Origin of the sequence: Chryseobacterium sp. GM_Chr_2 (assembly GCF_026540445.1) — a bacterium.
Lineage (GTDB): Bacteria > Bacteroidota > Bacteroidia > Flavobacteriales > Weeksellaceae > Chryseobacterium.
Genome location: NZ_JALNUD010000001.1, coordinates 1 through 24,368, shown reverse-complemented (window position 1 = coordinate 24,368; position 24,368 = coordinate 1). Strand labels below are relative to the sequence as shown.

26 protein-coding genes and 1 riboswitch are annotated in these 24,368 nt (G+C 32.5%); of the genes, 15 read left to right on the top strand and 11 right to left on the bottom strand.

Translation table 11 applies throughout. The features are described 5' to 3' along the window. Nucleotides 1-82: 82 nt before the first annotated feature. From OXQ85_RS00130 to OXQ85_RS00120, 3 genes are all read right to left on the bottom strand, one after another. Nucleotides 83-2,056 (bottom strand): T9SS type A sorting domain-containing protein, encoded by a 1,974-nt coding sequence (locus OXQ85_RS00130; RefSeq protein WP_267401546.1) that lies wholly within the window; start codon nt 2,054-2,056, stop codon nt 83-85. A gap of 190 nt (nt 2,057-2,246) precedes the next feature. Continuing rightward, entirely contained in the window at nt 2,247-3,383 is a 1,137-nt protein-coding gene (locus tag OXQ85_RS00125) for a tetratricopeptide repeat protein (RefSeq protein WP_267401545.1), read from the bottom strand. Further along, nucleotides 3,380-5,020, bottom strand: coding sequence for an AraC family transcriptional regulator (locus OXQ85_RS00120; RefSeq protein WP_267401544.1), 1,641 nt, complete (start codon nt 5,018-5,020; stop codon nt 3,380-3,382). The genes OXQ85_RS00125 and OXQ85_RS00120 overlap by 4 nt, the downstream gene beginning before the upstream one ends. A gap of 149 nt (nt 5,021-5,169) precedes the next feature. Here OXQ85_RS00120 and OXQ85_RS00115 point away from each other — a divergent pair, with 149 nt between their 5' ends. Further along, nucleotides 5,170-6,483, top strand: a complete 1,314-nt coding sequence (locus OXQ85_RS00115) for a T9SS type A sorting domain-containing protein (protein WP_267401543.1) — start codon at nt 5,170-5,172, stop codon at nt 6,481-6,483. A gap of 83 nt (nt 6,484-6,566) precedes the next feature. On the opposite strand, the gene OXQ85_RS00110 is transcribed toward OXQ85_RS00115, so the two are convergent. From OXQ85_RS00110 to OXQ85_RS00085, 6 genes are all read right to left on the bottom strand, one after another. Further along, on the bottom strand, nt 6,567-6,878 hold the full coding sequence (locus OXQ85_RS00110; RefSeq protein ID WP_267401542.1) for a barstar family protein: 312 nt from the start codon (nt 6,876-6,878) through the stop codon (nt 6,567-6,569). A 102-nt stretch (nt 6,879-6,980) separates the two neighbouring features. Continuing rightward, on the bottom strand, nt 6,981-7,472 hold the full coding sequence (locus OXQ85_RS00105; protein ID WP_267401541.1) for a ribonuclease domain-containing protein: 492 nt from the start codon (nt 7,470-7,472) through the stop codon (nt 6,981-6,983). Nucleotides 7,473-7,562: 90 nt separating this feature from the next. Next, nucleotides 7,563-8,354, bottom strand: coding sequence for an NAD(+) synthase (nadE, locus tag OXQ85_RS00100; protein ID WP_267401540.1), 792 nt, complete (start codon nt 8,352-8,354; stop codon nt 7,563-7,565). A gap of 16 nt (nt 8,355-8,370) precedes the next feature. Next, a complete protein-coding gene (locus OXQ85_RS00095; protein ID WP_267401539.1) occupies nt 8,371-8,919 on the bottom strand; it encodes an N-acetyltransferase in 549 nt (182 codons plus the stop codon). Further along, nucleotides 8,916-9,449, bottom strand: a complete 534-nt coding sequence (locus tag OXQ85_RS00090; protein WP_267401538.1) for a GNAT family N-acetyltransferase — start codon at nt 9,447-9,449, stop codon at nt 8,916-8,918. The genes OXQ85_RS00095 and OXQ85_RS00090 overlap by 4 nt, the downstream gene beginning before the upstream one ends. Before the next feature lie 5 nt (nt 9,450-9,454). Then, nucleotides 9,455-10,093: a leucine-rich repeat domain-containing protein gene (locus tag OXQ85_RS00085; protein ID WP_267401536.1), complete on the bottom strand. Its 639-nt coding sequence runs from the start codon at nt 10,091-10,093 to the stop codon at nt 9,455-9,457. Nucleotides 10,094-10,146: 53 nt separating this feature from the next. On the opposite strand from OXQ85_RS00085, the gene OXQ85_RS00080 reads away from it, so the two are divergent. The 14 genes from OXQ85_RS00080 to OXQ85_RS00015 all read left to right on the top strand — a co-directional run bounded on the left by OXQ85_RS00080 (nt 10,147) and on the right by OXQ85_RS00015 (nt 20,269). Continuing rightward, a complete protein-coding gene (locus OXQ85_RS00080; protein ID WP_267401535.1) occupies nt 10,147-11,133 on the top strand; it encodes a gliding motility protein GldB in 987 nt (328 codons plus the stop codon). 30 nt (nt 11,134-11,163) lie between these two features. Beyond that, a complete protein-coding gene (gene gldC, locus OXQ85_RS00075; protein ID WP_267401534.1) occupies nt 11,164-11,490 on the top strand; it encodes a gliding motility protein GldC in 327 nt (108 codons plus the stop codon). 24 nt (nt 11,491-11,514) lie between these two features. Beyond that, nucleotides 11,515-12,717 carry a cystathionine gamma-synthase gene (locus OXQ85_RS00070; protein ID WP_267401533.1) on the top strand — a complete coding sequence of 401 codons (1,203 nt, stop codon included), beginning with the start codon at nt 11,515-11,517 and terminating at the stop codon, nt 12,715-12,717. Between the two features lie 131 nt (nt 12,718-12,848). Beyond that, nucleotides 12,849-13,328 (top strand): nuclear transport factor 2 family protein, encoded by a 480-nt coding sequence (locus OXQ85_RS00065; RefSeq protein WP_267401532.1) that lies wholly within the window; start codon nt 12,849-12,851, stop codon nt 13,326-13,328. Between the two features lie 60 nt (nt 13,329-13,388). After that, nucleotides 13,389-13,835, top strand: coding sequence for a GNAT family N-acetyltransferase (locus OXQ85_RS00060; RefSeq protein WP_267401531.1), 447 nt, complete (start codon nt 13,389-13,391; stop codon nt 13,833-13,835). Nucleotides 13,836-13,889: 54 nt separating this feature from the next. Next, nucleotides 13,890-14,393, top strand: coding sequence for a DinB family protein (locus tag OXQ85_RS00055; protein ID WP_267401530.1), 504 nt, complete (start codon nt 13,890-13,892; stop codon nt 14,391-14,393). Between the two features lie 80 nt (nt 14,394-14,473). Beyond that, nucleotides 14,474-14,782, top strand: coding sequence for a GIY-YIG nuclease family protein (locus OXQ85_RS00050; RefSeq protein ID WP_267401529.1), 309 nt, complete (start codon nt 14,474-14,476; stop codon nt 14,780-14,782). A gap of 39 nt (nt 14,783-14,821) precedes the next feature. Beyond that, nucleotides 14,822-15,370, top strand: a complete 549-nt coding sequence (locus tag OXQ85_RS00045; RefSeq protein ID WP_267401527.1) for an L-threonylcarbamoyladenylate synthase — start codon at nt 14,822-14,824, stop codon at nt 15,368-15,370. 177 nt (nt 15,371-15,547) lie between these two features. Next, nucleotides 15,548-16,969: an HD domain-containing protein gene (locus OXQ85_RS00040; protein WP_267401526.1), complete on the top strand. Its 1,422-nt coding sequence runs from the start codon at nt 15,548-15,550 to the stop codon at nt 16,967-16,969. An 823-nt stretch (nt 16,970-17,792) separates the two neighbouring features. Beyond that, nucleotides 17,793-18,116 carry a hypothetical protein gene (locus OXQ85_RS00035; RefSeq protein WP_267401525.1) on the top strand — a complete coding sequence of 108 codons (324 nt, stop codon included), beginning with the start codon at nt 17,793-17,795 and terminating at the stop codon, nt 18,114-18,116. Nucleotides 18,117-18,193: 77 nt separating this feature from the next. Further along, nucleotides 18,194-18,967: a hypothetical protein gene (locus OXQ85_RS00030; RefSeq protein ID WP_267401524.1), complete on the top strand. Its 774-nt coding sequence runs from the start codon at nt 18,194-18,196 to the stop codon at nt 18,965-18,967. Between the two features lie 22 nt (nt 18,968-18,989). Next, entirely contained in the window at nt 18,990-19,490 is a 501-nt protein-coding gene (locus OXQ85_RS00025) for a hypothetical protein (protein WP_267401523.1), read from the top strand. A gap of 90 nt (nt 19,491-19,580) precedes the next feature. Further along, complete coding sequence (locus tag OXQ85_RS00020) at nt 19,581-19,925, top strand: hypothetical protein (RefSeq protein ID WP_267401522.1); 345 nt, start codon at nt 19,581-19,583, stop codon at nt 19,923-19,925. Between the two features lie 113 nt (nt 19,926-20,038). Next, entirely contained in the window at nt 20,039-20,269 is a 231-nt protein-coding gene (locus tag OXQ85_RS00015; protein WP_267401521.1) for a hypothetical protein, read from the top strand. 571 nt (nt 20,270-20,840) lie between these two features. On the opposite strand, the gene OXQ85_RS00010 is transcribed toward OXQ85_RS00015, so the two are convergent. Beyond that, complete coding sequence (locus tag OXQ85_RS00010) at nt 20,841-21,899, bottom strand: hypothetical protein (protein WP_267401520.1); 1,059 nt, start codon at nt 21,897-21,899, stop codon at nt 20,841-20,843. A 10-nt stretch (nt 21,900-21,909) separates the two neighbouring features. Beyond that, nucleotides 21,910-23,742, bottom strand: coding sequence for a TonB-dependent receptor (locus tag OXQ85_RS00005; RefSeq protein WP_267401519.1), 1,833 nt, complete (start codon nt 23,740-23,742; stop codon nt 21,910-21,912). Nucleotides 23,743-23,769: 27 nt separating this feature from the next. Next, a riboswitch (cobalamin riboswitch) is annotated at nt 23,770-23,947 on the bottom strand. Between the last annotated feature and the right edge of the window lie 421 nt (nt 23,948-24,368).

The window sequence follows — 24,368 nt, the reverse complement described above, 5'->3', positions numbered from 1 at the left end:
ATAAATCGGAAAAAATAAAGTTTATTATTAAAAATAAAAAAACTCACATTAGAAATGTGAGTTTTAATAAAATAAGAAAAAGTTATTTTTTTATAATGCGGAATGATTTTACATTTCCTTTTGTTACATTTTTTATTTGTATGATGTAGATGCCGGCTAGCTTATCAGAGAAAGGTATAGATAGGGTGGTTTCAGATATTGTTTTTCTGAATACAGGTGTTCCCAAGCTATTGACAATCTGTATCTCATACTCTTCTTTTTCATTTCCTAAATTGATGTTTACAACATCTTTTACAGGATTTGGATAAACAGTGGGCTCCTCTAATTGCTTTTCGGAAGCGTCTGCTATTCGTGCTTTACTACAATTATTAGCTTTCCATGTCACAGTATTAGATGCGGTATAGCAGCCATTTAAACCATAGACAACAAGCCTTGCCTGATTGGGATGACTGGCGTAATAGGATGAAATATTGGAAACTGTCATGGTAGGAGTTCTGGTTCCTGAGAAAGTAGCATATCCCGTGAGTGTTTTTTCAGGATAATTACTCCATGTACCGTCTGCATTTTGAAACTGCCATTGATAAGCGATTCCTTTTGCTGAAGCAGCTAACTGTAACGATCCTCCTACGCATGCCGATGCAGAAACAGGTTGTGTATTTATTCCGTATACTCTCCATACTTGCGGTGAGGAATATTTTGTAGTTCCGTCCGCCTGTTTTATTGCTGCTCGTACTGTATTTGGATTGTTAATATATGCTTTTGAAATATTAGAAACGGTCATTACATTCGTTTTAGTTCCCGAAAATGTGGCGTAGCCATTTACAGTTCCGTCTGGATAATTGCTCCATGTCCCATTTGTATTTTGATACTGCCACTGCCAATTTGTTCCCGTGAGAGGAGTGGTTACTTTAATAGTACCTCCAACGCAAGCTGCATTCGTAATATCCGGAATACCTTCACTATAATTAAAAGGATATGAGAAAAAAGCATATTCTCCGTTTTCTAGAATAATTTCAAACTGTAGATTATAAACGGTTTGTGAAGGTAATAATAGTTCGCTTTTAGGCATACTTATGCTGAAACTATTACCCGAAGGTTTCACAGACCATGCAGTGCGGTTATTAGCACTTGTATTTGGTGTTGCATGAGGATCTTGATAAATATTAACACCAGTTACTACTCTGTTAGAATAAAATGTGCCAGAAATATGGAGTTTGCCGTTAGAAAATGAAGCATTCAAACTTGTTATTTTTGTATCATTTCCATTGTAATAATTTCCGGGTACGTTTGCGAAAATTTGGCAGGTATTCAATATTGCTGATCCTGCACTATTAATAAATGTAGGAGATTTTCCAAATGTTTGATTACCTAAAGCCATAAGATTCATCCCTTGGTTAGGATTGTTGTACTCAGTAATGGTTTGGCGACTGTGGGGAAGATTGATACCATGTCCAAGTTCATGAAGTAATCCTCCTAACCCTGAACGAACCCTTTGCCCATATATATCGGGATTATTTAAATATTGTAAATCAAATTCGGGATAATCTAATCCGTAAGCGGTTCTCCCTAATCCATAAAAAGGAACATTGGAAGCATTAATATTTAGCAATGCTGTAAGAACCAGTGTATGACTACTTGTTTTTTGAGATGGATTACTCGCAAAATAGGCTCCAATTTCCTGTGATTCTTTACTTGAATCTGCATACGTATATGCAGTATGTGGAAGAGCGCCCTTAATGACTATTATTTTAACAATATTCGGATCTGTTTTAGATTTGAAGAGCCCGAATTCTTTAGCTCCAAAGCCGTTTTTGATCATGTAATCCTTATAATAACTTTGTGCATAGAGCATCAATTTGCTTACTCTTGTCTTGTACGTAGGATCTAAAGGGACATCATTAGGTACAAAGTAAACAATATTTAAATTGTAGGGATGGGGAGACGTGTAGGTAACGCCGTCATAAATGTTCGTGTAAACCGTTTGTGCATTGAATGCAGCAGCTGAAAGGCAAAGGCACAATAAAGCACCTAGCCATTGGGTAATTGAATTTTTCATTCCTGTGTGTGTTTATGATTTGGATTATAGACAGGTAAAGTTCTTGATCAGAATATTGATAAACAACTAATGTTGCATACAATTGATATTCACCTAATCATTCGTGTGTTTTTAACGGTTTTTGGTTGAAAAAATACATGTAATTAAGATATGTCCTTATGATTTATATTCCAGAGAAAATGGTCGTTTGCTATTGTTGCTGCTTTATTAATTGCTTAATCTTTTGCTTTAGGCCTCTATTTTCTTTCCTTAATTTCAATATAAAAAAGAGGATAAGGCTTGCAATCACAATACAAATTATAGAAATACAAAAAGTAATAAAATGATAATGATTTTTTAGATCTTCTTTTTTCTTTAAAGTTTCATTATTGTGATTATCAACAGCTTGGTTGATAGAACTTAGCTCATTTTGCTCCCTTTTGAAGCGCATTTCAAAATATTTTTTATTGTAAAGCTGATACAGTTGCGGCTTTCCGGTCGCCAGATAATTATCTGCCATTTCCTTGAAAATGCCTTCATTTAAGATCAAATCGTTGGTGTTTTTACAAAGATTTTCAGCTTTTTTTAAAAGCTCCAATGCGGTAGCATTTTCACGTTTTTGCTTATAGACTTCCGCCATTCCTTTTAATGCGAAGGCTTCCAAGCTTTTAGCTTTATTTTTCTGCGCATATTCTATAGATTTCTCAAAAGCTTCTTTAGCTAAAGCAATTTTTTGAAGATTTAAATAACAATAGCCAATATTATAATAAACAACGCTCACGTTGGCAAATGTGGCTTTTTTATCTTTTACTTTTTCGAAATTTTTAATAGCAATAAAAAATTTTTCAAGAGCAATTTCAGAATTCGACTGGCTCTTGTAAATCATCCCGCGAATGGCGTAGCTGCGGGCAATTTCCACTTGCTTTTCAAATAAATCATCAGGAAGTTTTGTCAGATAAAGATCAGCTTCATTTAAAGTTTCCAGGCTTTTGCTGAAAAGTTCCATCTGTTGATATTGAATCGCCACCGAAACCAAAACGCTTGCCTGTGTTTTCAGATCCGTTGTTCTCTGAGCAAATTCTTTAGCTTTTAAGATGAATTTTAAAGATTCATCAAAATCTCTTTTCGCAATATTTGCTGTAGAAAGCAACATATAAATTGCCGTAATATTTTTAACGTCTTTCTCTTTTTCGAGTAAATTTTTTGAAATAGAAATAGCTTTATCCGGAGAATCGTAAATCTCCAATCGCGCTTTTTTCATTGCAGAATCAAAAGAAATTTCCTGTGCTGAAATCGAAATTTTCCCCAACAGAAATATAAAAAAGAAAATGTTTAGCCTGAATTTCATAAAGCTCTGTTTTTACTGATTTCCTGAATATAAACGTTGGGAGACATGCCTGTAACAGATTTAAAAACCGTTGTGAATGCGCTGTGAGAAGAAAATCCTGAGATTTCGGCAAGATAACTCACTTTATAATTAAGATACGATGGGTTCGATTTTAATAAATGAGCAATGTGATTGATTCTGAGTTCATTAATATATCCGTTGAAATTTTTGCCTTTATGATTATTTATAACTTCAGAAAGATACTTTGTATTTACTTCCATTTGAGCAGAAAGTGTTGAAAGTGACATGTTTTTGTTCAAAAAACGATCAGATTGTTCAAATTCTTCTAATTTTTGAAGAATTTCTTCCTCTTTTTCTTTAGAAATTTTATTAGAATCTTTATCAGTCGTTTTTTCAATCACATCAGATTCTTTTTTAATTAAAATTTCCGCATGTGATTTTTCCCAATTCTTTTGTTTTTCAAAAAAATCGAACTGCTTTTTAAGATCTTTATTTCTGTTTTTAATGATTAAAAACCAAATAGTTAATCCAATAACAATCAATAAAATAATAAAAAATAAAAACCAGAATTTTTTTGATTCATTTTGACGCTGAAATTCCAGATTTTTATTTTGATACGTTTCTACAAGCTTTACAATATATCGAATACCTTCCTTTGTACTCGCATCAATTTTCGTTCGGGAATCAACATATAATTTATTGTAAAAGTGATGTTTTTCATCATCATGTAGCGCAAAATAGCATTTAGATAAAGACTCGTAAATTCTTGATTTTAAATTATTAAAAGGTAAATTTTCAATCTCGGATAATCCTTTTTCCAAATAAACAATAGAGGTCTGATAATCTTCTTTTGAAAAATAATAACGCGCAAGATTTTCGTAGGCTAAAGCTTCTAAGTAGCTGTAATTCGTGTTTTTTGCTTCGAGTAAAGCGTTTTCTAAAAGATTTTTAGCTTGTTCAAGCTTATTTTGCCTTGATAGATAAGCAGCTCTGAAAATTTTGTTTTCAATTTTAAGAATCGTATTTTCTTCATTATTAACCGTTAAAAAAGAGTCACTTTTTGCAATGTTTTCTAAAGCTAATATATAGTTTCTGTTAATTCCGAAATTCAAAGCTTGTAGCTGATACAATTTGGCAACAGTGGTTTTTATCTTAATATTTTCACTGTTAAGCAGCTTTTTATTGATTAAAAGACTGGAAATTATTTTTTGAGACTGATTGTATAGATCAAGATTTTGATATTGATCGGCAAGATTGTAATCTGCAAAAAGCTGCATGAAATAAGATAAATTTTCTTTATCTGAATCATCTTTCTGGCTCGAAATATTTACAGATTGTACATAATCTCCCTTCATGGCATAGGCTTGAGAAATGATGTTTCTTAAGACAATTTTATGCTCGTTGTTTTGATCGCTGATTAAAATACTGAGAGAATAATTGATGCAGTCATCCGGATTTTGATACAATTTTTGAAAAGCTTTATCGGCTAAAACAGAAAAGTCGGGGCCAGATTGCCCGCTGATAAAAACGGAATTTAATAAAATTAATAGAATAGGGATTGTTTTTTTCCACAGTTTTTGGTGAAAAACAAGGTTTTTTGATTGTTTTTTTTGAGTCTTCTTAAAATCTGTCTTCAAAGTAAAGTTTTTGTATAGTTTTGATTTTTAGTTGTTTAAATTTTAAATTCTTTTAAATTTCATGAATTATGTAAGTCAAAATCTTTTCAGCGAGTAAATATAATACTAATATTGTTCTCACCAATTCGAAATATTAAATCCAATAAAATATGAAAAAGATTTACAACATTTCAAAGAAAGCATTATATGCTTGTTGTGTGTTTGGCTTTTCAGTTACCAGTGCACAGCTTACAGTGATGGCGTCGGGAAATTTTAATGTTGGAAGTGTATCTGATAATGGAGTGGTGAGCATGCACACTTCCGCAGGAGGAATTTATAAATGGGATGCCGTGAATGGTTTTATGCAAATTGGCAATATTGCCAATGGCTATCCGGCAGCAGGAAAAACAGTGGTTTCTAATGACGGAACTAAGATTGCATCTTCCACCACAAACAGTGCGACAAATTTTAATGAAATTTCAACGTATGACATTTCTACTTCTACTTGGACGACACGAGGCGGACTTGTTCCCACAGGTTGGGACGGTAGTGTAAGTTCTACATGGGGAATGAGTCAGGGAGGTGAAATTATTGTGGGCTTGGGCTGGTTAACAGCTTCTAATGCTCATGCTGTAAAATGGACTTCCGAAGGCGGAATAGAAGATTTAGGAAGCATTGTCCCAAATAGAAGTTCAAGGGCTAACGCCGTAAATTCTAACGGAAATGTGATTGTTGGTTGGCAAGATGAAGATAATGGCTCCCGAAGAGGAGCGAAGTGGGTAAATGGTGTTGAAAGTTTTATTACCGACAATAATGGCGAATATGTAGGCGAAGCAGGGGATGTTTCTGCCGATGGAAATACAATTATAGGTGCAAGTTTACCAGAACCGTATGTCTGGAACAGCGCAACCGGATTAACGTATATATCACATCCAAATTCCTCAGCCTTCTTTAGAGGAGGGGCAACGGGAATCTCTGCCGATGGCAAAACTGTTATCGGATATTTCAGAGCATTTGCAGCGCCCCCAATGTCTGGAGAAGGCTTTATATGGACTTCCACGGGAGGTCGTGTGAATCTTAATGATTACGCAGTGGGATTGGGAATTAGTACACAGGGAGTTACCATGTCTCTTCCGTTGGCAATTTCTAAGGATGGCAAGAAAATAGCAGGAGTAGGAACGAATTCTTCAGGGCAAATTGTTGCATTTTATTTAGATATTACAGCGTATCTATCTACAAATGAAGCTGTAAAAGCGAAAGATAAGATTTCAATCTATCCAAATCCTGCAAAAGATATCATTTATATTAAAGGAGCTGGTAAAATAGAAAAAGCAAGAATTTATAATATGGTCGGTCAAAACGTACGCACATTTGATTCGGTTGAACATCAGATTGATGTATCATCTTTATCAAAAGGTACTTATGTGTTAGAGGTTTTCGTGAAAGGGGAAGTTTCACAAAATTTAAAATTCATAAAGCAGTAAAATCCAAACAACTAAATTAGGCTGAACCAAAAACTCGCGGGAATTTCCTGCGAGTTTTGTTTTTTTGAATATTTCAATTAAAATTATTCTTCGTCTTCTGTTTCTTCATCCTCATCGTCTTCGTATTGCTCAAGATAATAAGTGAAAGTGAAATCTTCAACTTCATCTTCTGCATCTTCTAATGTGGTTAAAAGATCTTCAAAAAGTTCCAGCTGATCTACGCTCATATTCACAAATTCAATGTGAAGAGGCATTTCCAGTTCTCCCGTGATTACATCTGAAAGTGCATCCAGATTATCTCCGAAATGTTCAGGAAGAATTAATTTTTCTTTAAGCTGAGTGTAAAAATCTTCGTAATCTCCAATCTCAGTAAAATCTATGTATATTGTATTCATAATGTTGTATTCTTGTTTTTCGTCATTGCGAGGAGCAAAAGCAACGAAGCAATCTCAATAAGGATTCAATTAATCAATTGAAGTTACTTTTGTTAGAAAACATTACTGTTTTTCAAAACTTTTATAATGATCTTTCGTTAAATAAACATCACCATTTTGAGTGAAAACAATACGATCAGCATTTCTGTTTCCACAGTGATAATTTACATCTGCTTCAAAATATTGTACACCTTGAGGCAAGCTTTTTTCTCTATTGCTAAACTTGTCGCCCCCAATGGCCTTACCCGGTAAAACTTCACAAAGATTACCTTTTCCAGGATTCCAGCCCTGCTTTCTGGCTTCATTTTTTGTGATGTAATAATCAGGAAGCTGATGGTTTTGTTTCACATAATTAATGACCGTTTTTTCATTCGTTAATTCATCAATTGATTGATCGTTATTGTTGATATTTCCTGTTGATGAACCGTATTCAATCTTTGGATTTACATGTTCAGTTTGTTGATCTGAAATGAAATTATTATAAATATACATCACGGCCATCCCAAAAAGAAGACCTAAACAAATGAAAAATAACGGACGTGTTTTGCTGTTCATAATTTATAATGTCAATTGTGAATTTTACTTCGTAATCAATAGTCAATATTAAACTCAAAATATAAAAAATTCACTATTGACTATTCACTTTTATGCTCTCCACTCTTCAGGAATATCGCAAACCGGAATCGGGTTCATTTTATGCTGAGCGGCTTTATGCATTCTGTCGAAGATTTGGAAAACTTCCTTGTCTCTTCCTTCATAATCATCTACAGTTTTTGTTCCGTATTCTTTCTGAATTTTCTCAAGCTCAGGATATGTTGCTCCAATCTGATCTTCATCTGTTCTTTCGGCATCCCAAAGCCCATCGGTAGGAATGGCTTCCTGAATGCTTTTAACTAAATCTAAAGCAGTTGCCAGTTTGTAGACTTCTGTTTTGTAAAGATCAGCAATAGGAGAGATATCTACACCGCCATCACCATATTTTGTGTAAAAACCAATCCCGAAATCTTCTACTTTATTTCCCGTTCCGCAAACCAAAAGACCATTGATTTGTCCGTAATAATACAACGTAAGCATTCTCAAACGAGATCTTGTGTTGGCAAAAGCCAGTTTTTCGTTTGGATAAAGATCATCGTGTACGTCAAATGTTTTGTAAAGCTCTTCAAAAGCAGGAGTAAGATTTACAGACATTGTTTCAACATTCGGGAATTTCGATTTCAAATCATTCATATGTTCCCAAGCTCTGTTTACCTGATCTTCTTTCTGGCGAATCGGCATTTCAATTAATAAGGTTTTTAAACCCGTTATTGCTGCCAAAGTAGAAACAACACCGGAATCTACACCACCTGAAACTCCGATTACATAACCATTTACTCTTGATTTTTCAGCATAATCTTTCAACCACGCTACAATATGATCTATTACTTTTTGTGTCTGCATTGTATGTTTAAATTTTTTATTCTATTCCAAATTCTTTAGGATATTTTACCACTCCTTTTACTCCTTTTAAGCCATTTTCTACTAATTCAACCGCCATGCCGTTTGCATCGGGAATTTCAAAAGGAAAAGTAATTCCAAAATCACTTGCTTTTCTATATTCAAATTTCGGATAATATTTCTCATGGCCAATCAAAACCACAGATTTAAAACCCAATTCCTGAGCAATAACATGTCCGAAAGCGATCAGATGCCCGCCAATTCCCTGATTTTGATATTCAGGTTTTACAGAAACAGGAGCGAGTGCTAAAGATTCAAAAGATTCTGAACCGTTTTCTATTGTCACTTTTGAAAACAAAATATGTCCCACAAGCTCTTCTTCGCCCGTATCGTCATTCACAAAATCGGCAACAATAGATAATTCAGGAATGAAATCTTCTGATTTTCTCAGTTTTTCAACCAAAAAATGTTCCTGATGATCACTGTTTTCTACATTTCTAAAAGCTTCTTCAATTACCTGAAAAATCTTTTCATAATCTCTTTCCTCTTCGGGTCTTAATGATATCATTGTTTTGTTAAATATTTTTCCAAAGTTAATTCATACCAAAAGCAAATGCCGTCTGGTTCTTCAAATTCTCCGGTTTTTTCAAATCCTAATTTTGTTAAAATATGAAGAGATGCCTCATTTTCACAATGGGCATATGCGTAAATAATATTGGCTTTTATCTGATGAAAACCATATTCTAAAGATGCTTTTGCAGCTTCTGAAGCATAGCCTTTTCCCCAAGTTTCTGGCAAAAAGCGATAACCTAATTCGTATACATTTTTATAACCGTTGGTTGCCTGCGTTAAAAGTTTTAACCCGCACCATCCGATTAATAAACCTGTAGATTTTTCAATTACAGCAAGCCTTCCTAATCCTGTTTCCGAATATTGTTTCTGAATGATTTTAATGACTTCTCGCGATTGATCTGGTTCGGTCAAAGGTTCAACGCCAATGTATTTCATTACATCAGAATTGGAGTCAAGCAAAAACATTCGCTCAACATCGTTTTCCTCTAATTTTCTTAGGATTAATCGTTCGGTTTCTAATCGCATGGTTGTTATTGTTCAGCTCCAAAAAGGGTAAAATCTGTTTTTGCCCCTTTTTTAATGTCAGTTTCTTTCATTTTATTTCCACCGATATTTAACGTTTGCAAATTTAGATTTTTAGAAATATCCAATTTCTGAATCTGATTATGTTCTACGTTTAATTTTCTTAAATATTTCAACGAACTTACATCAATACTTTTAAGCTTATTCAACGAAATCGTTAATTGATCGATTCTTGGTGATGTTTTTAACGAAAAAGTTTCAATAGAATTGTTGTCCAAATATAATGAAGCTAAACTTTTAAGGTTTTCTGCAGAAAAAGTTGAAATTTTACATCCCGTGCATGAAAACAAATCAAGTCTTTGTAGGTTTTTTAAGTTGACATTGGGAATGGCATTATCATCCAAAACGATCATTTTAGCATTCGGAAAAAGTACCAAATCGTCTGTAGAAGTGATGTTTTTTTGAACTAAAAACAAATTAGTTACTTGATCGCCTTCAAATTTATCGATGGAACCATTCTTATTCAAATCAAAGTTTTCAACCACTGCTTTTTCAAGATTTTTATCCTTGAATTCTAGTGCCTGAGCGGGAACCATAGCAACTGCAGCGAAGATAGATAGTGCTGCAAATATTTTCTTATTCATCATGTCGATTGTTTTAATAATCCGTATTTTTGTGAATCAAAATTTTTGTAAAAATAATGAAGATTTTCAGAACTATTGCGCTTTCTCTCCTTTTAGTTTTAGGATTGAGTTCTTGTAAGAAAGAATCTCAAAACCAATGGAATGTAGAAGTGAAAAATCCGGCGGAAAAAGTAGAGATTACAGATATTTCCAAAGAGTTTTATGATCAAAATGTACCTTTAGATCAGTTTAAATCAAAATTTCCTTGGTTTCAGGGAACGGTTTCTGATGCCGATTTCGGAAAAAGAAGAGCTGACTCACAGGAAGTAAAAGTGTATAAAGAAGCCATTGCCAAGATTGATGTACAAAAACTTCAGAAAGAGCTTCACGAATTATTTTCACATATTAAATATTATTTTCCACAGTTCAAAAGCCCAAAAGTATTTTTATTTTCCTCAGCTTTACAAATGGTTCAGGATCCGATTTTCTATGAATCAAAAGAAAATTTACTGTTTATAGATGTGACGGGATTTATGGGTGAAAATAATGCCAATTACAAAGGGCTGGAAATGTATTTTCAGAAATCGATGAATCCGAATAATATTGTGCCGAAAGTTTCTCAAATTTTTGCTGAAGGTTTTGTAAAAGAATCGCCGGATCATCAGAAATTTATCGATCAAATGATGCTGAATGGTAAAATTATGATTCTTCAGGATGCTTTTTTACCAAGTTTTCCCGATTATCTTAAAATGAATTATACTCAAAAACAGTATGATTGGGCTGTTGCCAATGAAGCGAATATCTGGAATTATTTTGTTGAAAATAATCTGCTTTTCGGAGATGATCATAGATTAGAAGAACGTTTTCTTTCACCAGGGCCGTTTTCAAAATTTTATACAGAGATAGATAACGAATCTTCGCCTCAGATTGGGATTTATACAGGATGGCAGATTTGTAAATCTTACTTAAAAGAAAAACCGGAAACAAAATTATTAGATTTCCTGAAAATGGATGCAACGGTGATTTTTAACCAATCAGGATATAAGCCGAAATTAGAAAAATAGAATTAAAAATTTAGAAATAAATAGAAAGTTATGAGAAAAACTCAGATTACGATAGATGTAGAATTAGATGAAAACCACATTCCGGAAACAATGACTTGGAATGCGCAAGATGGTGGAGTAGAAAAGGAGGAAACAAAAGCGGTCATGATTTCTGTTTGGGACGAAAAAGCAATGGAAGCTTTAAGAATCGATCTTTGGACGAAAGAAATGCCTGTTGACCAAATGAAAATGTTCATGCATCAGATTTTTGTTTCTCTTGGAAATACGTACCAAAGAGCGACAGGTGAGGAAGATGTGGCACAATGGATCGAGCAAATCGCTGAAGAATTTGCCATTAAATCTGCAATAAAAATGTAAAAAAAGCTGGATGATGGAAGTCGGATGTTGGAAGTTTTCAAGACATTCAGCTTCGGTCATCCAGCTTCCAACCAAAAATATAAAGCAATGAATTTTAATACAAAAGTTATTCACGGAGGACAACACCACGAATCTGCAACAGGTTCTGTGAACGTTCCTGTATTTTTAACATCAACATTCGCACAAAAATCTCCGGGAGTACATTCCGGTTACGAATATTCAAGAGCGGCAAACCCTACAAGACAGGCTTTGGAAGATTCTTTGGCAAGCATCGAAAACGGAGCGAGAGGTTTGGCTTTCGGTTCTGGTTTGGCTGCCATCGACTGTGTTTTAAAATTATTAAATCCTGGTGATGAGGTAGTTGCAGTTGATGATCTATACGGTGGAACATACAGAATGTTCACGAGATTATTCGAAAAATATCAGTTGAAATTTACGTTCGTGAATTTTGATGATGTTTCTAAAATTGCCGATGTCATTACAGATAAAACTAAATTAATCTGGGTTGAAACTCCAACAAATCCATTAATGAAATTGGTTGATATTAAAGCAGTTGTAGAAATTGCAAAAGGAAAAGATATCCTTGTTGCCGTTGATAACACTTTTGCAACGCCATATCTTCAAAGACCAATTGATTTAGGAGCAGATATCGTAATGCACTCTGCAACAAAGTATTTAGGAGGTCATTCCGATGTTATTGCAGGAGCTTTGATCGCGAAAGATGCTGAGTTGGGAGATAAACTTCACTTCATTCAATTTGCAAGTGGTGGAATTTTAGGACCTCACGATTCTTATTTGGTGTTGAGAGGAATTAAAACATTGGCGTTAAGAGTTCAGAGACATTCAGAAAACGGAATGGCTGTAGCAAAATATTTGGAAACTCACCCAGCTGTTGATCAGGTGATTTATCCGGGATTAGAATCTCACCCACAATTTGAATTGGCAAAAACCCAGATGAAAGATTTCGGAGGAATGGTTTCTTTCACTTTCAAGTCTGGTAAAAAAGAAGATGCGATCAAGTTTTTAGAAAAAGTAAAAGTTTTCACTTTGGCAGAATCTTTGGGTGGAGTAGAATCTTTGGCAAATCACCCTGCTTTAATGACTCACGCTTCAATTCCTGCCGAAAAACGCGCTGAACTTGGGATTACAGACGATTTGGTTCGTCTGAGCGTTGGAATCGAAGACGCAGAAGATCTTATCGCAGATTTGGAAAGAGCTTTTTCTTAATAGAATAAATCTTAGCGAACTTAGTTAAGTGAAACGCCTTTGCGAATTTAAATACGTATAGTAGTCAAAAAATCTTTGCGAACCTTGCGTTAAAAAAAATTAGCCTAAAGAATTATTTAAAAATAACCATAATGAGAAAGATTCAGATTTTAATGTTGTTAATTTTAAGTCAAATTGTATATTCTCAGGTAAAAAATACCAACGAATTATACAAAACAGCAAAAAAATTAGACAGTTTAATATTCGATATCGGATTTAATAAATGTGACCTTTCTCATTATGATTCTATCATTAGCGACGACCTTGAATTTTACCACGACAAAGGTGGAATTACTTCCGGAAAAGCAGCTTTCACAGCTTCCATTAAAAATAATATTTGCGGCGGGCCCAACAAAGTAAAACGCGAATTGGTTCCCAACAGCATGAAAGTGTATCCTTTGTATAACAACAATCTTTTATACGCTTTCATTCAGGAAGGTGAGCATGAATTTGCAGAGCTTTCTAATGGAAAATGGATTAAAGGAAGTCGCGCAAAATTTACCATTCTTTGGATTCTTGATGGGAAAAACTGGAAAATGAAACGTGTACTGAGTTACGATCATCATTTATAATTTACTTTGTCAAAGTTTTGTTTTCAACGATTGAGCTTTGACAAAGTTTTAAAATTAATTATGACAAGAAAAGTCGAAATTAAAGATATAGATCAATTAGCTGAACTATTCGATCAATACAGAATTTTTTATCATAAAGATTCAGATATATCTGCTGCCAAAAAGTTTTTAACAGAAAGAATCGAAAACAAAGATTCTGAAATTTTTGTCGCTGAAAGTGAAGGGGAGTTGGTGGGTTTTGTTCAATTATATCCATTATTTTCATCAACAAGAATGAAACGTTATTGGTTGCTGAATGATTTATATGTCAACGAAAATCACCGTGGAAAAGGCTTTTCAAAAAAAATGATTGAAGATTCAAAAGGATTGGCAAAATTTACCGATGCAGCTGGAATTCTCCTTGAAACCGGAAAATCCAATGACATCGGAAATCAATTATATCCATCTTGCGGATTCGAAATTTACGATGAAGTGAATTTCTACGAATGGACGAACGCTGATAATTAACAATTATTAATTTAAAATATTGCTCATTACCAATTACTTATTACTCATATTAACATGACTGATTTTCAAAAATACGTACAAAGATATCTAGATCATATTCCATCCGAAGATTGGTTGGAAGAATTGAAAAAATCGGGTGAAAAAACCGTTGAAATATATTCAAAACTTACAGAAGAACAATCACTTTTTGCTTATGCAGAAGGAAAATGGACTTTGAAAGAATTGCTGTTGCATTTATCTGATACAGAAAGGGTTTTTCAATACAGAATTTTAGCTTTTGCAAGAGGTGATCAAAATGAATTGCCATGCTTTGATGAGGAATTATATGCAGATCAATCTTTTGCTAATGAAAGAAGTTTGAGTTCTTTGTTGGAAGAATATCAATTGATCAGAAAGTCTTCTCAGATGTTACTGGAAACAGCAAATTCATCAGCTTTGAAAAATATCGGAACTGCCAATGGAAATCAAATTTCAGCGGAAACCATTGGAAAGCTGATTGTTGGTCATAATATCCATCATTTGAATATTATTGAAGAAAGATATTTGCCAAATTTGTAGAATTTTTTAATTTTATTGTCATTGCGAGGAACGAAGCGACGAAGCAATCTTTAGAATTATTATACTTAAAATTTACACAAATGAAGCCCGGTTTTGTATACATCATGACTAATAAAAATAATACTGTTCTTTATACAGGTGTTACATCAAATCTGCCAAAAAGAGTTCAGGAGCATAAAGAAAAACTACATGAATTAAGCTTTACATCAAAATACAATGTGTGTAAACTTGTTTACTGGGAATCTTTTCAAGAAATTGGAGATGCGATTTTCAGAGAGAAACAGATTAAAGCAGGTTCTAGAAAGAAAAAATTAAATTTAATAAATTCATTTAATGAGGAATGGAAGGATTTGGCAGAAGATATTAAGGATATAATGGATCCTTTTTGAGATGCCGCGTCGCTTTGCTCTTCGCAATGACAGAAAACAATGGAAAACATCGTCAATATACTAAAATCCGGTGGAACAATCCTTTATCCAACAGATACGATCTGGGGAATTGGTTGTGACGCAACAAATATAGAAGCAGTCAATAAAATATTTGACATTAAAAAACGTGAAAAAAACAAATCCATGATTATTTTGGTGGAATCTGAAAAGAGATTGCAGGATTTGGTTGACGTTCCGGAAATGGCTTGGGAAATCATTGATTTAAGTGAAAAACCAGTAACAATTGTTTACGAAAATCCAAAAGGTTTACCGAAAGAACTATTGGCAGAAGACGGAAGCATAGGAATTCGTTTGGTGAAAAATGATTTTTGTAAAAAATTAATCACAAAATTAAATAAGCCGTTGGTTTCAACTTCAGCGAATTTCAGTGGAGAAAAAAGTCCGATGAAATTCTCGGATATTTCCGCTGAAATGATCGATTTGGTAGATTATGCGGTAGAAGAAAACAGAGACGTTGTTTCAAAATATTCAGGTTCTTCGGTGATCAAAATCTGGAGCGATAATAGAATAAAAGTTCTTCGCGAATAAAAGAAAAGATTTTAATTATCTTTGCAAAACCATTTAACCATTAAGAAGTCGGAAATTTAGTGTATTAACCTAAAATCTGATTTCTTAGTGGTTTTACATTAGATATAAGTTAACAATTATAAAGCATATCGTTGTAAGTCTAATATCTAGCATCTAATATCTAACATCTATTAAAAAATGTTAATCAATTTAAATCAAAATAAAAATCTAAAACTTTTCAAAATAATTTCTGAGGTTGCAGCCAGAAACAATCAATCTGTGTATGTTGTTGGTGGTTATGTTCGGGATTTGCTGATGAAAAGAAAAGCTTCAACAGATATTGATTTTGTGACTGAACAAAGCGGAATTGAATTGGCGAAAAATGTAGGAAAGGAAATCGATCCGAAAATGAAGGTCTCTGTCTTCAAAACCTACGGAACGGCGATGATTAAATATAAAGATCTTGAGCTGGAATTTGTCGGTGCAAGAAAGGAAAGCTATTCCGAAAACAGCAGAAAACCTGAAGTTGAAGGTGGAACAATTGAAGACGATCAAAAAAGAAGAGATTTTACGGTAAATGCGATGGCCATTTCTTTAAATCAGGATAACTTTGGTGAATTAATTGATCCTTTTAACGGAATTGATGATTTGGAAAAAGGCATTTTGAGAACGCCTTTGGAGCCTGCTCAGACTTATTCTGATGATCCTTTGAGAATGATGAGAGCGATTCGTTTTGCTTCGACTTTACAGTTTCAGATTGAAGAAAATTCTTTGGAAGCAATTACGCAGGAATCGGAAAGAATTAAGATTGTTTCGATGGAAAGAATCATGGTTGAATTCAATAAAATCATGCTTTCGAAAAAGCCTTCAATTGGTTTAAAATTAATGGAACAAACAGGTTTGATGAAATTAATTATTCCTGAATTAATGGATCTGAAAGGTGTTGAAGAAGTAGAAGGACAAACCCATAAAGATAATTTTTACCATACTCTGGAAGTTGTTGATAATATTTCTGAAAATACAGATAATCTGTGGCTCCGTTGGTCGGCTTTACTTCACGATATCGGAAAAGCGCCGACAAAAAAATTCGTAGAAGGAACGGGCTGGACTTTCCACGGACATGAGTTTTTAGGTTCAAAAATGGTGAAAACTTTGTTCCAACGATTGAAATTGCCATTAGGCTCGGACATGAAATATGTTCAGAAAATGGTGAAACTTTCGTCCCGTCCAATTGCTTTAATTACGGATGATGCTTCGGATTCTGCTTTAAGAAGGTTATTATTTGATGCAGGAGAAGATTTAGAAGCTTTATTTACGCTTTGCAAAGCCGATATCACAACCAAAAATTCTAAGAAACAGGAAAAGTTCAAAAAGAATTTTGAATATGTTGCGGTAAAGATTAAAGAAGTGGAGGAAAAAGATCAGGTGAGAAATTTCCAACCGCCGATTTCCGGTGAAGAAATTATGGCAATGTTTAATCTTAAACCTGGACGAGAAATTGGTATTTTAAAAGAAAAAGTAAAGGAAGCTATTCTTGAAGGCGAAATTGGAAATGATAGTGAAGAAGCAAGAAGTTTTGTGATTGCTGAAGCTGAAAAACTTGGACTAACACTTGTTTAAAATGTTTTTTGGAACATTTGATTATATCATTTTAGCATTAATTTTCATCTTCAATATTGGAGTTTGGAAGTATAAAATAATTAAAAAACGCAATTGGATTTTATATTTGGTTGCGTTTTTATTTTTTGGATTTATAATTCCTAATTTTTCCATGGATTTTGAAATTCAAAAAGCAATAAAAGGTCAACCGTATGTTGATAATTTTACCTTGCTTTATACCTTTTTTAGGTTTCCGATTTGGTGGTTGATAGGAGCTTTAGAGATTATATTTTTGAGATATTATATTAAGAAATAAAATAAAGTCTCGGCGGTTTCGAAGAAACCGCCGAGACTGTTGTTGGATTAGGTGCTTGGAGAATAAATTCATCAGTCTATTAAATTTTTTTAAATAAAGTTATATTTAATGTTTTTAATTAAAAATAAAGTTGTTAATTAAAAACGGAAAACCTTTGTGGCCTAAGAAAAATTAATTTAGAAAATGGAATATAAAAATTATAATTATAGTAATAGATCTGAAGTAATTAAATTTTTTAGTAATAACGAGAATATTATCGAGGCTATAGTTGGAGCAATAAATGGGATAGATTATCTAACAATGGCTAGAGGAGATATGTATTAAATATATACCATGTAAAGATTTTGGAATTGCTAAAACTGCTATATATGGAGTAAGTAGTATTGCTAGAATATATGGGAAATTGTTGAATAAAGATTTGATATGTAGGGAATTCAATAATATTAAAGATGAAAAGTTAAAATATGTTATCCAAGAGGTTAATGATGATTTAGATATATTTTTAAAAAACTAGTTAATTTTTAGATAATGGATAAAGAGAAATTATATAATCTAAAATATGTTTTGGCTGAATTTATCTATCCAAGATTAAAAGCTTTTAAAGAGAAAGTAGATAAAAAAGAAATGCCTACTTTACCCAACTTTAAAAATGAAAGCCATTTTAAAGGGAAAAAAATGAATGTAGACTCAATGTTTGAGTTTTGGAGTCAAAAACTTGAAGAAATGCTTTTCCCTTTTGAATATTATAACTTTCCAGATAAATTTGAGAATATGGAAAGAGATATTATTAAAGAAAATATAAAAAAGGGATTAAATACCTTTGCAAAATATTTTGATGATTTGTGGATATAAGAATGAATGTATGTTAAGTATAATTAAAAAATACAGCAATAATTTTTATTACAAGGAAATTGAAAAATTATAAAACAATGTTAAAACTTAAACTTTATAAACAAATTCACAAAATAAAAGAGAAATGGATGCAAATATTACTTAATGATAAAAGTTTTGGAATTCATTATATAAAATTAGAAAGAAATGAAAATATTATTGAAGACAAGTTAATTTTAAAGATTGATAAAGATTCAAGAGATATAATTTCGGATGAAATTGAATATGAAGGATGTTTAAGCATTTATGTAAAAACTAAGATTAATCTTTCTATTTGCTTATATAAAACAACATTTTTTACTAATTATATTTTTCTTAATGAAGAACATAATATTGATGACGAAATATTAATAGAGGCTGTCATGTCAAATAAGGAAAGTGCTCTAAAATCCAATTATAATCAATTAATTGTAGATGTTTTTTATTTATGGAGCCAAAATATTGAAATAGAATGGTTAAAAATTAATAGTCTGGAAATGAAGGCTTCTTACCTTGGTGCCTGTTATCTTTGGAATAGTTATGACTATGTGATTGAAAATAAAGGCGATATAAATATTCAGGGCGAATTGATTAACTGTAGTGAAGATTTGTATTATTATTTGGGAGAGTCTATTATGGGGAAAAGAGGTTTTTTTGGAAGTAATCTGGATTCTTTAGACGATTTTTTAATTGATCTTTGTAAGAATAATACAATAGATAATTGTATAATATTTAATAATACTGAAACTATTATTAATAATACCAGCAAATATTTTTTTGAAACTATTGTTTTATTATTGGGAAAATCTAAATTTCAGGTGCAAATAAATTAGTATTTAATACTAAATAAAAAATATGGATTATTTTGTATATGCACTAGAGCATACTTATACAGACGACGACAATTATACATCTTCTAAATTTTTAGGATACTTTGATGATATGGAGAAGTTGGAAGAAGCAAAAGAAAATGCTCTGAAGCTTCCTGGATTTAGAGACTACCCTAATGGATTAATTATTAAAAAATATGAATTAAATAAAGTTCATTGGCTAAATGGTTTCGATAGTGTTATAGGAGAAGTTGGAAGAGACTATTTAAAAGAAAAAGATATCATAAGTGAAAATAGTAAATCAATAAAGGAATTAGGTTTGCAGTATGTTTTTCAAGTAAGCCATGTCTATACTATTCATACTTTTTTGGATGATGAGAGAGTTATTGGGGTATTTTTAGATGAGAACATTGCTAATGATGTCGTTAATAATCTAAAAATGAAAAATGGATTTAAAGATTATCCCGATGATTTTATAGTTGGTAGATTTACTTTAAATAATCTATTATGGATTTCAGGATTTTAATTCTATAAAACTTTTTTATTGCTCTAAAAAATAGGTAATATAGAGATTGGTTTGCAAAACAAATAGACTAAAGAATTAGCTGTTGTAAATATGATAGAATCACAAGACATTAATATCCCCAGATATTTTTTAAAAAAGCCAGGTGTATTTCACATTAGAAATGTAGAAGAATATAGGCTGTTTTTAGAGAGTTATTGCATAGGAAAACAATTAGATTATCATTATTTTAAAATAAAGTTTAATAAATTTCTGATTGAAAACTCTAAGGAAAAGTTGATGTATAATGAAGATAGTGAATATCCCGATTGGGTTGCAATTATTAGATTTAGTTCTTCATCCAATGATTATTTAACATTAGAAATACTAAAAGATAAAATGGAGCATTTTATTGCGGAAAATAAAGATGATAAAATAATTGCTGAAATTTTCAATTAAAGCTTACTAAACATTTGTTCGCAGATATCGCAGATTTACTACTAGATTAGCGTACTAACTTAATACGCTAATTTTTTTTATTTTAAAAGAAATATTTTACAAAGTTTATTCTAATGAATATCATAATTAAATATGAAGATTTAGTTATAATTGAATCATCATCGATTAAAATGACATCTTTCAGTAACAGTTTCGGAAAAGAATTTATTCTGGAAAATATTTTATTTCTGAATGAAGAGATTGATTGGGACACATTTTATATGCAGATTATTCATTTTACAATTGAAATAAAAAACGGTGATGGATATAAGGATGTTTTATATGACTTTGACTTTAGAATCTAAGATTCTGTTTTTGCGAATGATAAAATTGTTTTAAAAGGAATCCCTATAATAGATTATAACGGAGATAATTATAATCAATACATTATTGATATACTCATGCTTTGGTCAAAAAATATTCAGGTTGATTTTCTGAATTTAGATGAAGATTTAAAAAAGGCATATAATTCATGTTGCAGAATATGGAATAATACGAATCTAATTATTAATACATACAATGAAATTGATTTAAATAGAGTGAAATCTGATATAGATTTTTATAATCTAATGGCAGACACATTATTAGGAACAAAAGGATATATTGGACATGACTCTTACACATTTGAAGATAGACTAGATCGAATCCTTTTCAATATTGAGGACAATATAATAGTCAATCTGCTAAATTATGAAAATCTAAAATTAAATATAAATACTAACGACTGGCCATATATGAAATATAATAAGATTACGTTTATTATGAATTGATTAAGTGAATTAATGAAATTTTAGCAAAAAAAAACTCCAAGAAAATATAATTCTTGGAGTTTTTTAATCTTTAAGATTAAATCTTCTTTTAAGCTAAATTGCCTTTTTAGTTCTTATAAAAACCATTCGTAGCAATACCTGTAGCGAAAGTTTTTAATAATGCCCCAGAGGTAGCATCATAAACATTTACTTTACTGTCTCCTGAGTAATTAGCATCTGAAACATAAATTCTTCCGTCTATTACATTAAAACCATACAGGTTTCCTGTAGATGTAGCTAATGGAGCTGTTGGAACTGTGGTAGATCCAAAGTTCATCGTATAGATTTTGTTACCTGATGTGGTAAAGTAGATTTTATTGTCTGTAATTCTTAATTTTTGTGCTTGAGGAATAGCTGTAAGCGTGGTTGTTTGATAAGTTCCCGCAGAAGTATTCAACTCATAAATATAAGAATTGGTGTTGTCTGAAGCCAATACATATGGTTTTCCATTGTAAGAAATCAAATCGCGGATAATTCCATTAGAGGGAAGAGTGATCACTTTATCAATGTTATTTGAAGAAGAAATAACTGTAATTGTGTAACCAGTTGGTAATTCTCCATAAGGAGCGGTAGTCTCGTAGGTAACACCATCAGTCTGAACAATAATATTTCCGCCCGCTTCTACAATTTTTTCTGCAGAACGAGGAAAGTCGATGCTTTTAACAAAAGAGTTATCAGCGGTATTGTACACATTCATTTTCATCACATCGTAGAAGTTATTGTTGGTAACATAGTATTGATTTCCTGAAAATGCAATATATCTTGGATTGTCAAGATTACTGGTTACAGTAGTTTGTTTTTTAAACGTGTATCTGTTAACAATATCAATTTTATTCGGAACGTTTGAAACCAAGTATGCTTTATCTCCACTGAAGCCAATGCTTTGCAACACATTACCTAAGTTTTCATTACTGTTATTGGTAGAATAAATTTTAGTATAAACTTTTCCAAGATCATTACTTACAAATGATACATTAGAAGTAGGTGTGCTGAACCCTCCTTCATCACTTATAAGAATTCCGTTTTCGTATGTTACTGGGGCAATTTCGTCACTATCACTGCTACACGCAACGTTGAAAACCAATGCCGAAGCAAATACAAAAGGTAAAATTTTTCTGATGTTCATATCTTCTATTTTAAAAATTAATATTTAGAGTTACGCTGTAGTTTCTTTTAGGTAAAGGATAAGACAGCATCGTATAGTAAACCTGATCAAAAATATTATTGACTTTAAAGCCTATCGTATAGTTTTTAAGAAAGGTTCCGGAAACTCCTGCATTCATCACAAAATAAGGATCCAAAGAAGCCTCTTTTTTAGCATCACTCGAGGTGTAGGTTAATCCGTTAAATAATCCCTGAACATACAATCTAAGGAAATCATATCGATAATCAATATTTCCAAAAAATTTATGAAGAGGAACATACATCAGCTGTTTATCTTTTTCCAGATCAATAGATTTGGTGTAAGAATAGCCTAAACTGGACTGAAAGTTATGTTTCCCGATTTTTTTAGCATATTCCAATTGTGCTTCAAGTCCATACGATCTTACATTCGAAATATTGGTCGCAGAATAATAAGGAGTTCCGTTCTGCTGCCAGACAATCATATCATAAACTCTTATATAATATGGCGTTAAAGACAGTTTTACATCAGCTATTTTAAATTGATTTCCCCATTCTGCCTGATAAGAAGTCTCTGGCTTCAGGTTAAGATTTCCTCCGGGTTGCCAATAAAGATCATTAAATGAAGGGTACCGGAAATTTTTTGAAAAATCTAAATTTACATAATACCACGACGCAGCATTCCATTTTCCTGAAAAAGAAAAAAGAAGGGGCGAACTGATATCTTCCACAAAATCTTTTTTAATTCCGGCTTCAAATCTCAGGTCTTTTGTGGTGAAATAACGAATCAAAGCAGCAAAAGAGCCTACATTTCTGCTCACATCTCCAAGTTGAGATTGTTTAAGACCTTCGGCTTTGTTTAATTGAAATTCCGAGATAAGGTTAAAATTCCATTTGGGAGTGATGAAATAGTTAAAATCGTTTTTTACAATATAATTTTTCCCGCTTCCTCCGCTGAAATAAGATTTATTAATATCAGAAAAATACTGAAAATTTTCCTCGGTATAAGCTGCTTTGAAGGAATTCGAAAACTTTGATTGAGTCCAGTCCCAGGAAATTAAACTTCGTATATTCTGAGTTTCATATTTCGTTTTAGTTTGGCTTTCAAAAAAGACAGGATAATTCTGATTTCCGTTAAAAAACTCCGAAATCCACGAAATCTGATGATGCGGAGCTACTTTATAAGCTGCCGAAAAATTGAAGTTGGTATTATTGTATTCCCCATTTCTGTTGATATAATTCTGTGATTCTTCAACCTCATAATCATTTTCGCTAACCGAATAGTTTCCCGAAACTTTAAAACTGAATTTATCATTGCTGTAAGAACCTTTCAAAAGATTATTAAAGGTTCCGAAAGATGCCGCCTCAGAAAAAAGAGAAGCGTGAAAACCTTTATTAAAATCCAGCGTATTATTAAGGTGAATGCTTCCTCCGATGGCACCGCTTCCATAAATTACACTTCCGCCGCCGGCTTTCACATCAAGCTGATCAAAACCACCGAAAGAAATATTATTAACATCTGCCTGACCTAAAAAATTGGAATTAATATTGATTCCGTTCCATACAAAAGCAGTCTGTTGAGCAGTAGTTCCTCGAAAAGACGGAGACGAAACAGCACCCCGACCGTTTTCCTTAATGTAAACAGGCGTTTGAAAACGTAAAAGTTCTGAAAGATTGGTAGAATTTTTCTCAATATCTTGTGGTGTAATGGTTTGTACTTTATGAAAAAGTTTTACCTTGTTCATTTGATTGTCAAAAACATACACCGTGTCTATCACCTTTTCCTGACCAAACAGAAAATAGCCATAAGACGAAAAAAGCAGGACTAAAGATCTTTTTATATTCATACCTTTTCACTTTTCCACCGAAAGCAATTATTTTAGTTAGATTTTGGCAGGTCTCCTGACTTTCGCTTTTCCACACTTTCCCGTTTGCACAGTGGTTTTCCGTAGAAATTTTGATTGCGATTTACAGTTGCGGGGACAGCTCAGGATTTTCACCCGATTCCCTTTTCATTCCAAATAATTGGAAACCAAAATTTTTGCAAATGTAAGTTTATTAAATTATAAAAGCAAAATCAGAAAAAAAAGGATTTTACCTTGAAAATTTGATGCTGAATATTCTTTTTTTTAAGCTTTTTCCAGCTTTTCACTATATCTTTTGGGTACGGCCTTCGCTTCACTGCGGCCGCACCCAAAAGGATGCCGTTTCAATGGTAAGTTTGCAAAGAGAAAAAAATAAGTATAGCTTAGTTAAAAAAATTAACCTAAAGAGTAAAAGCAGCACGATAAAGACCGACGCTCGTTTGATACCAAGATATCGCCCCTGATTTTAGTCCCCTGTTGCTGTTTTCTTCCCAATCCGGATAGAACGTTGTTTGACTAAAACTTTTACCATGGTGGATCAGAAGAAAACCTCTTTAATAAAAAGATTTTGTATGTCAAAAGTATCAAAAAAAGTAATTGGAGTGGAT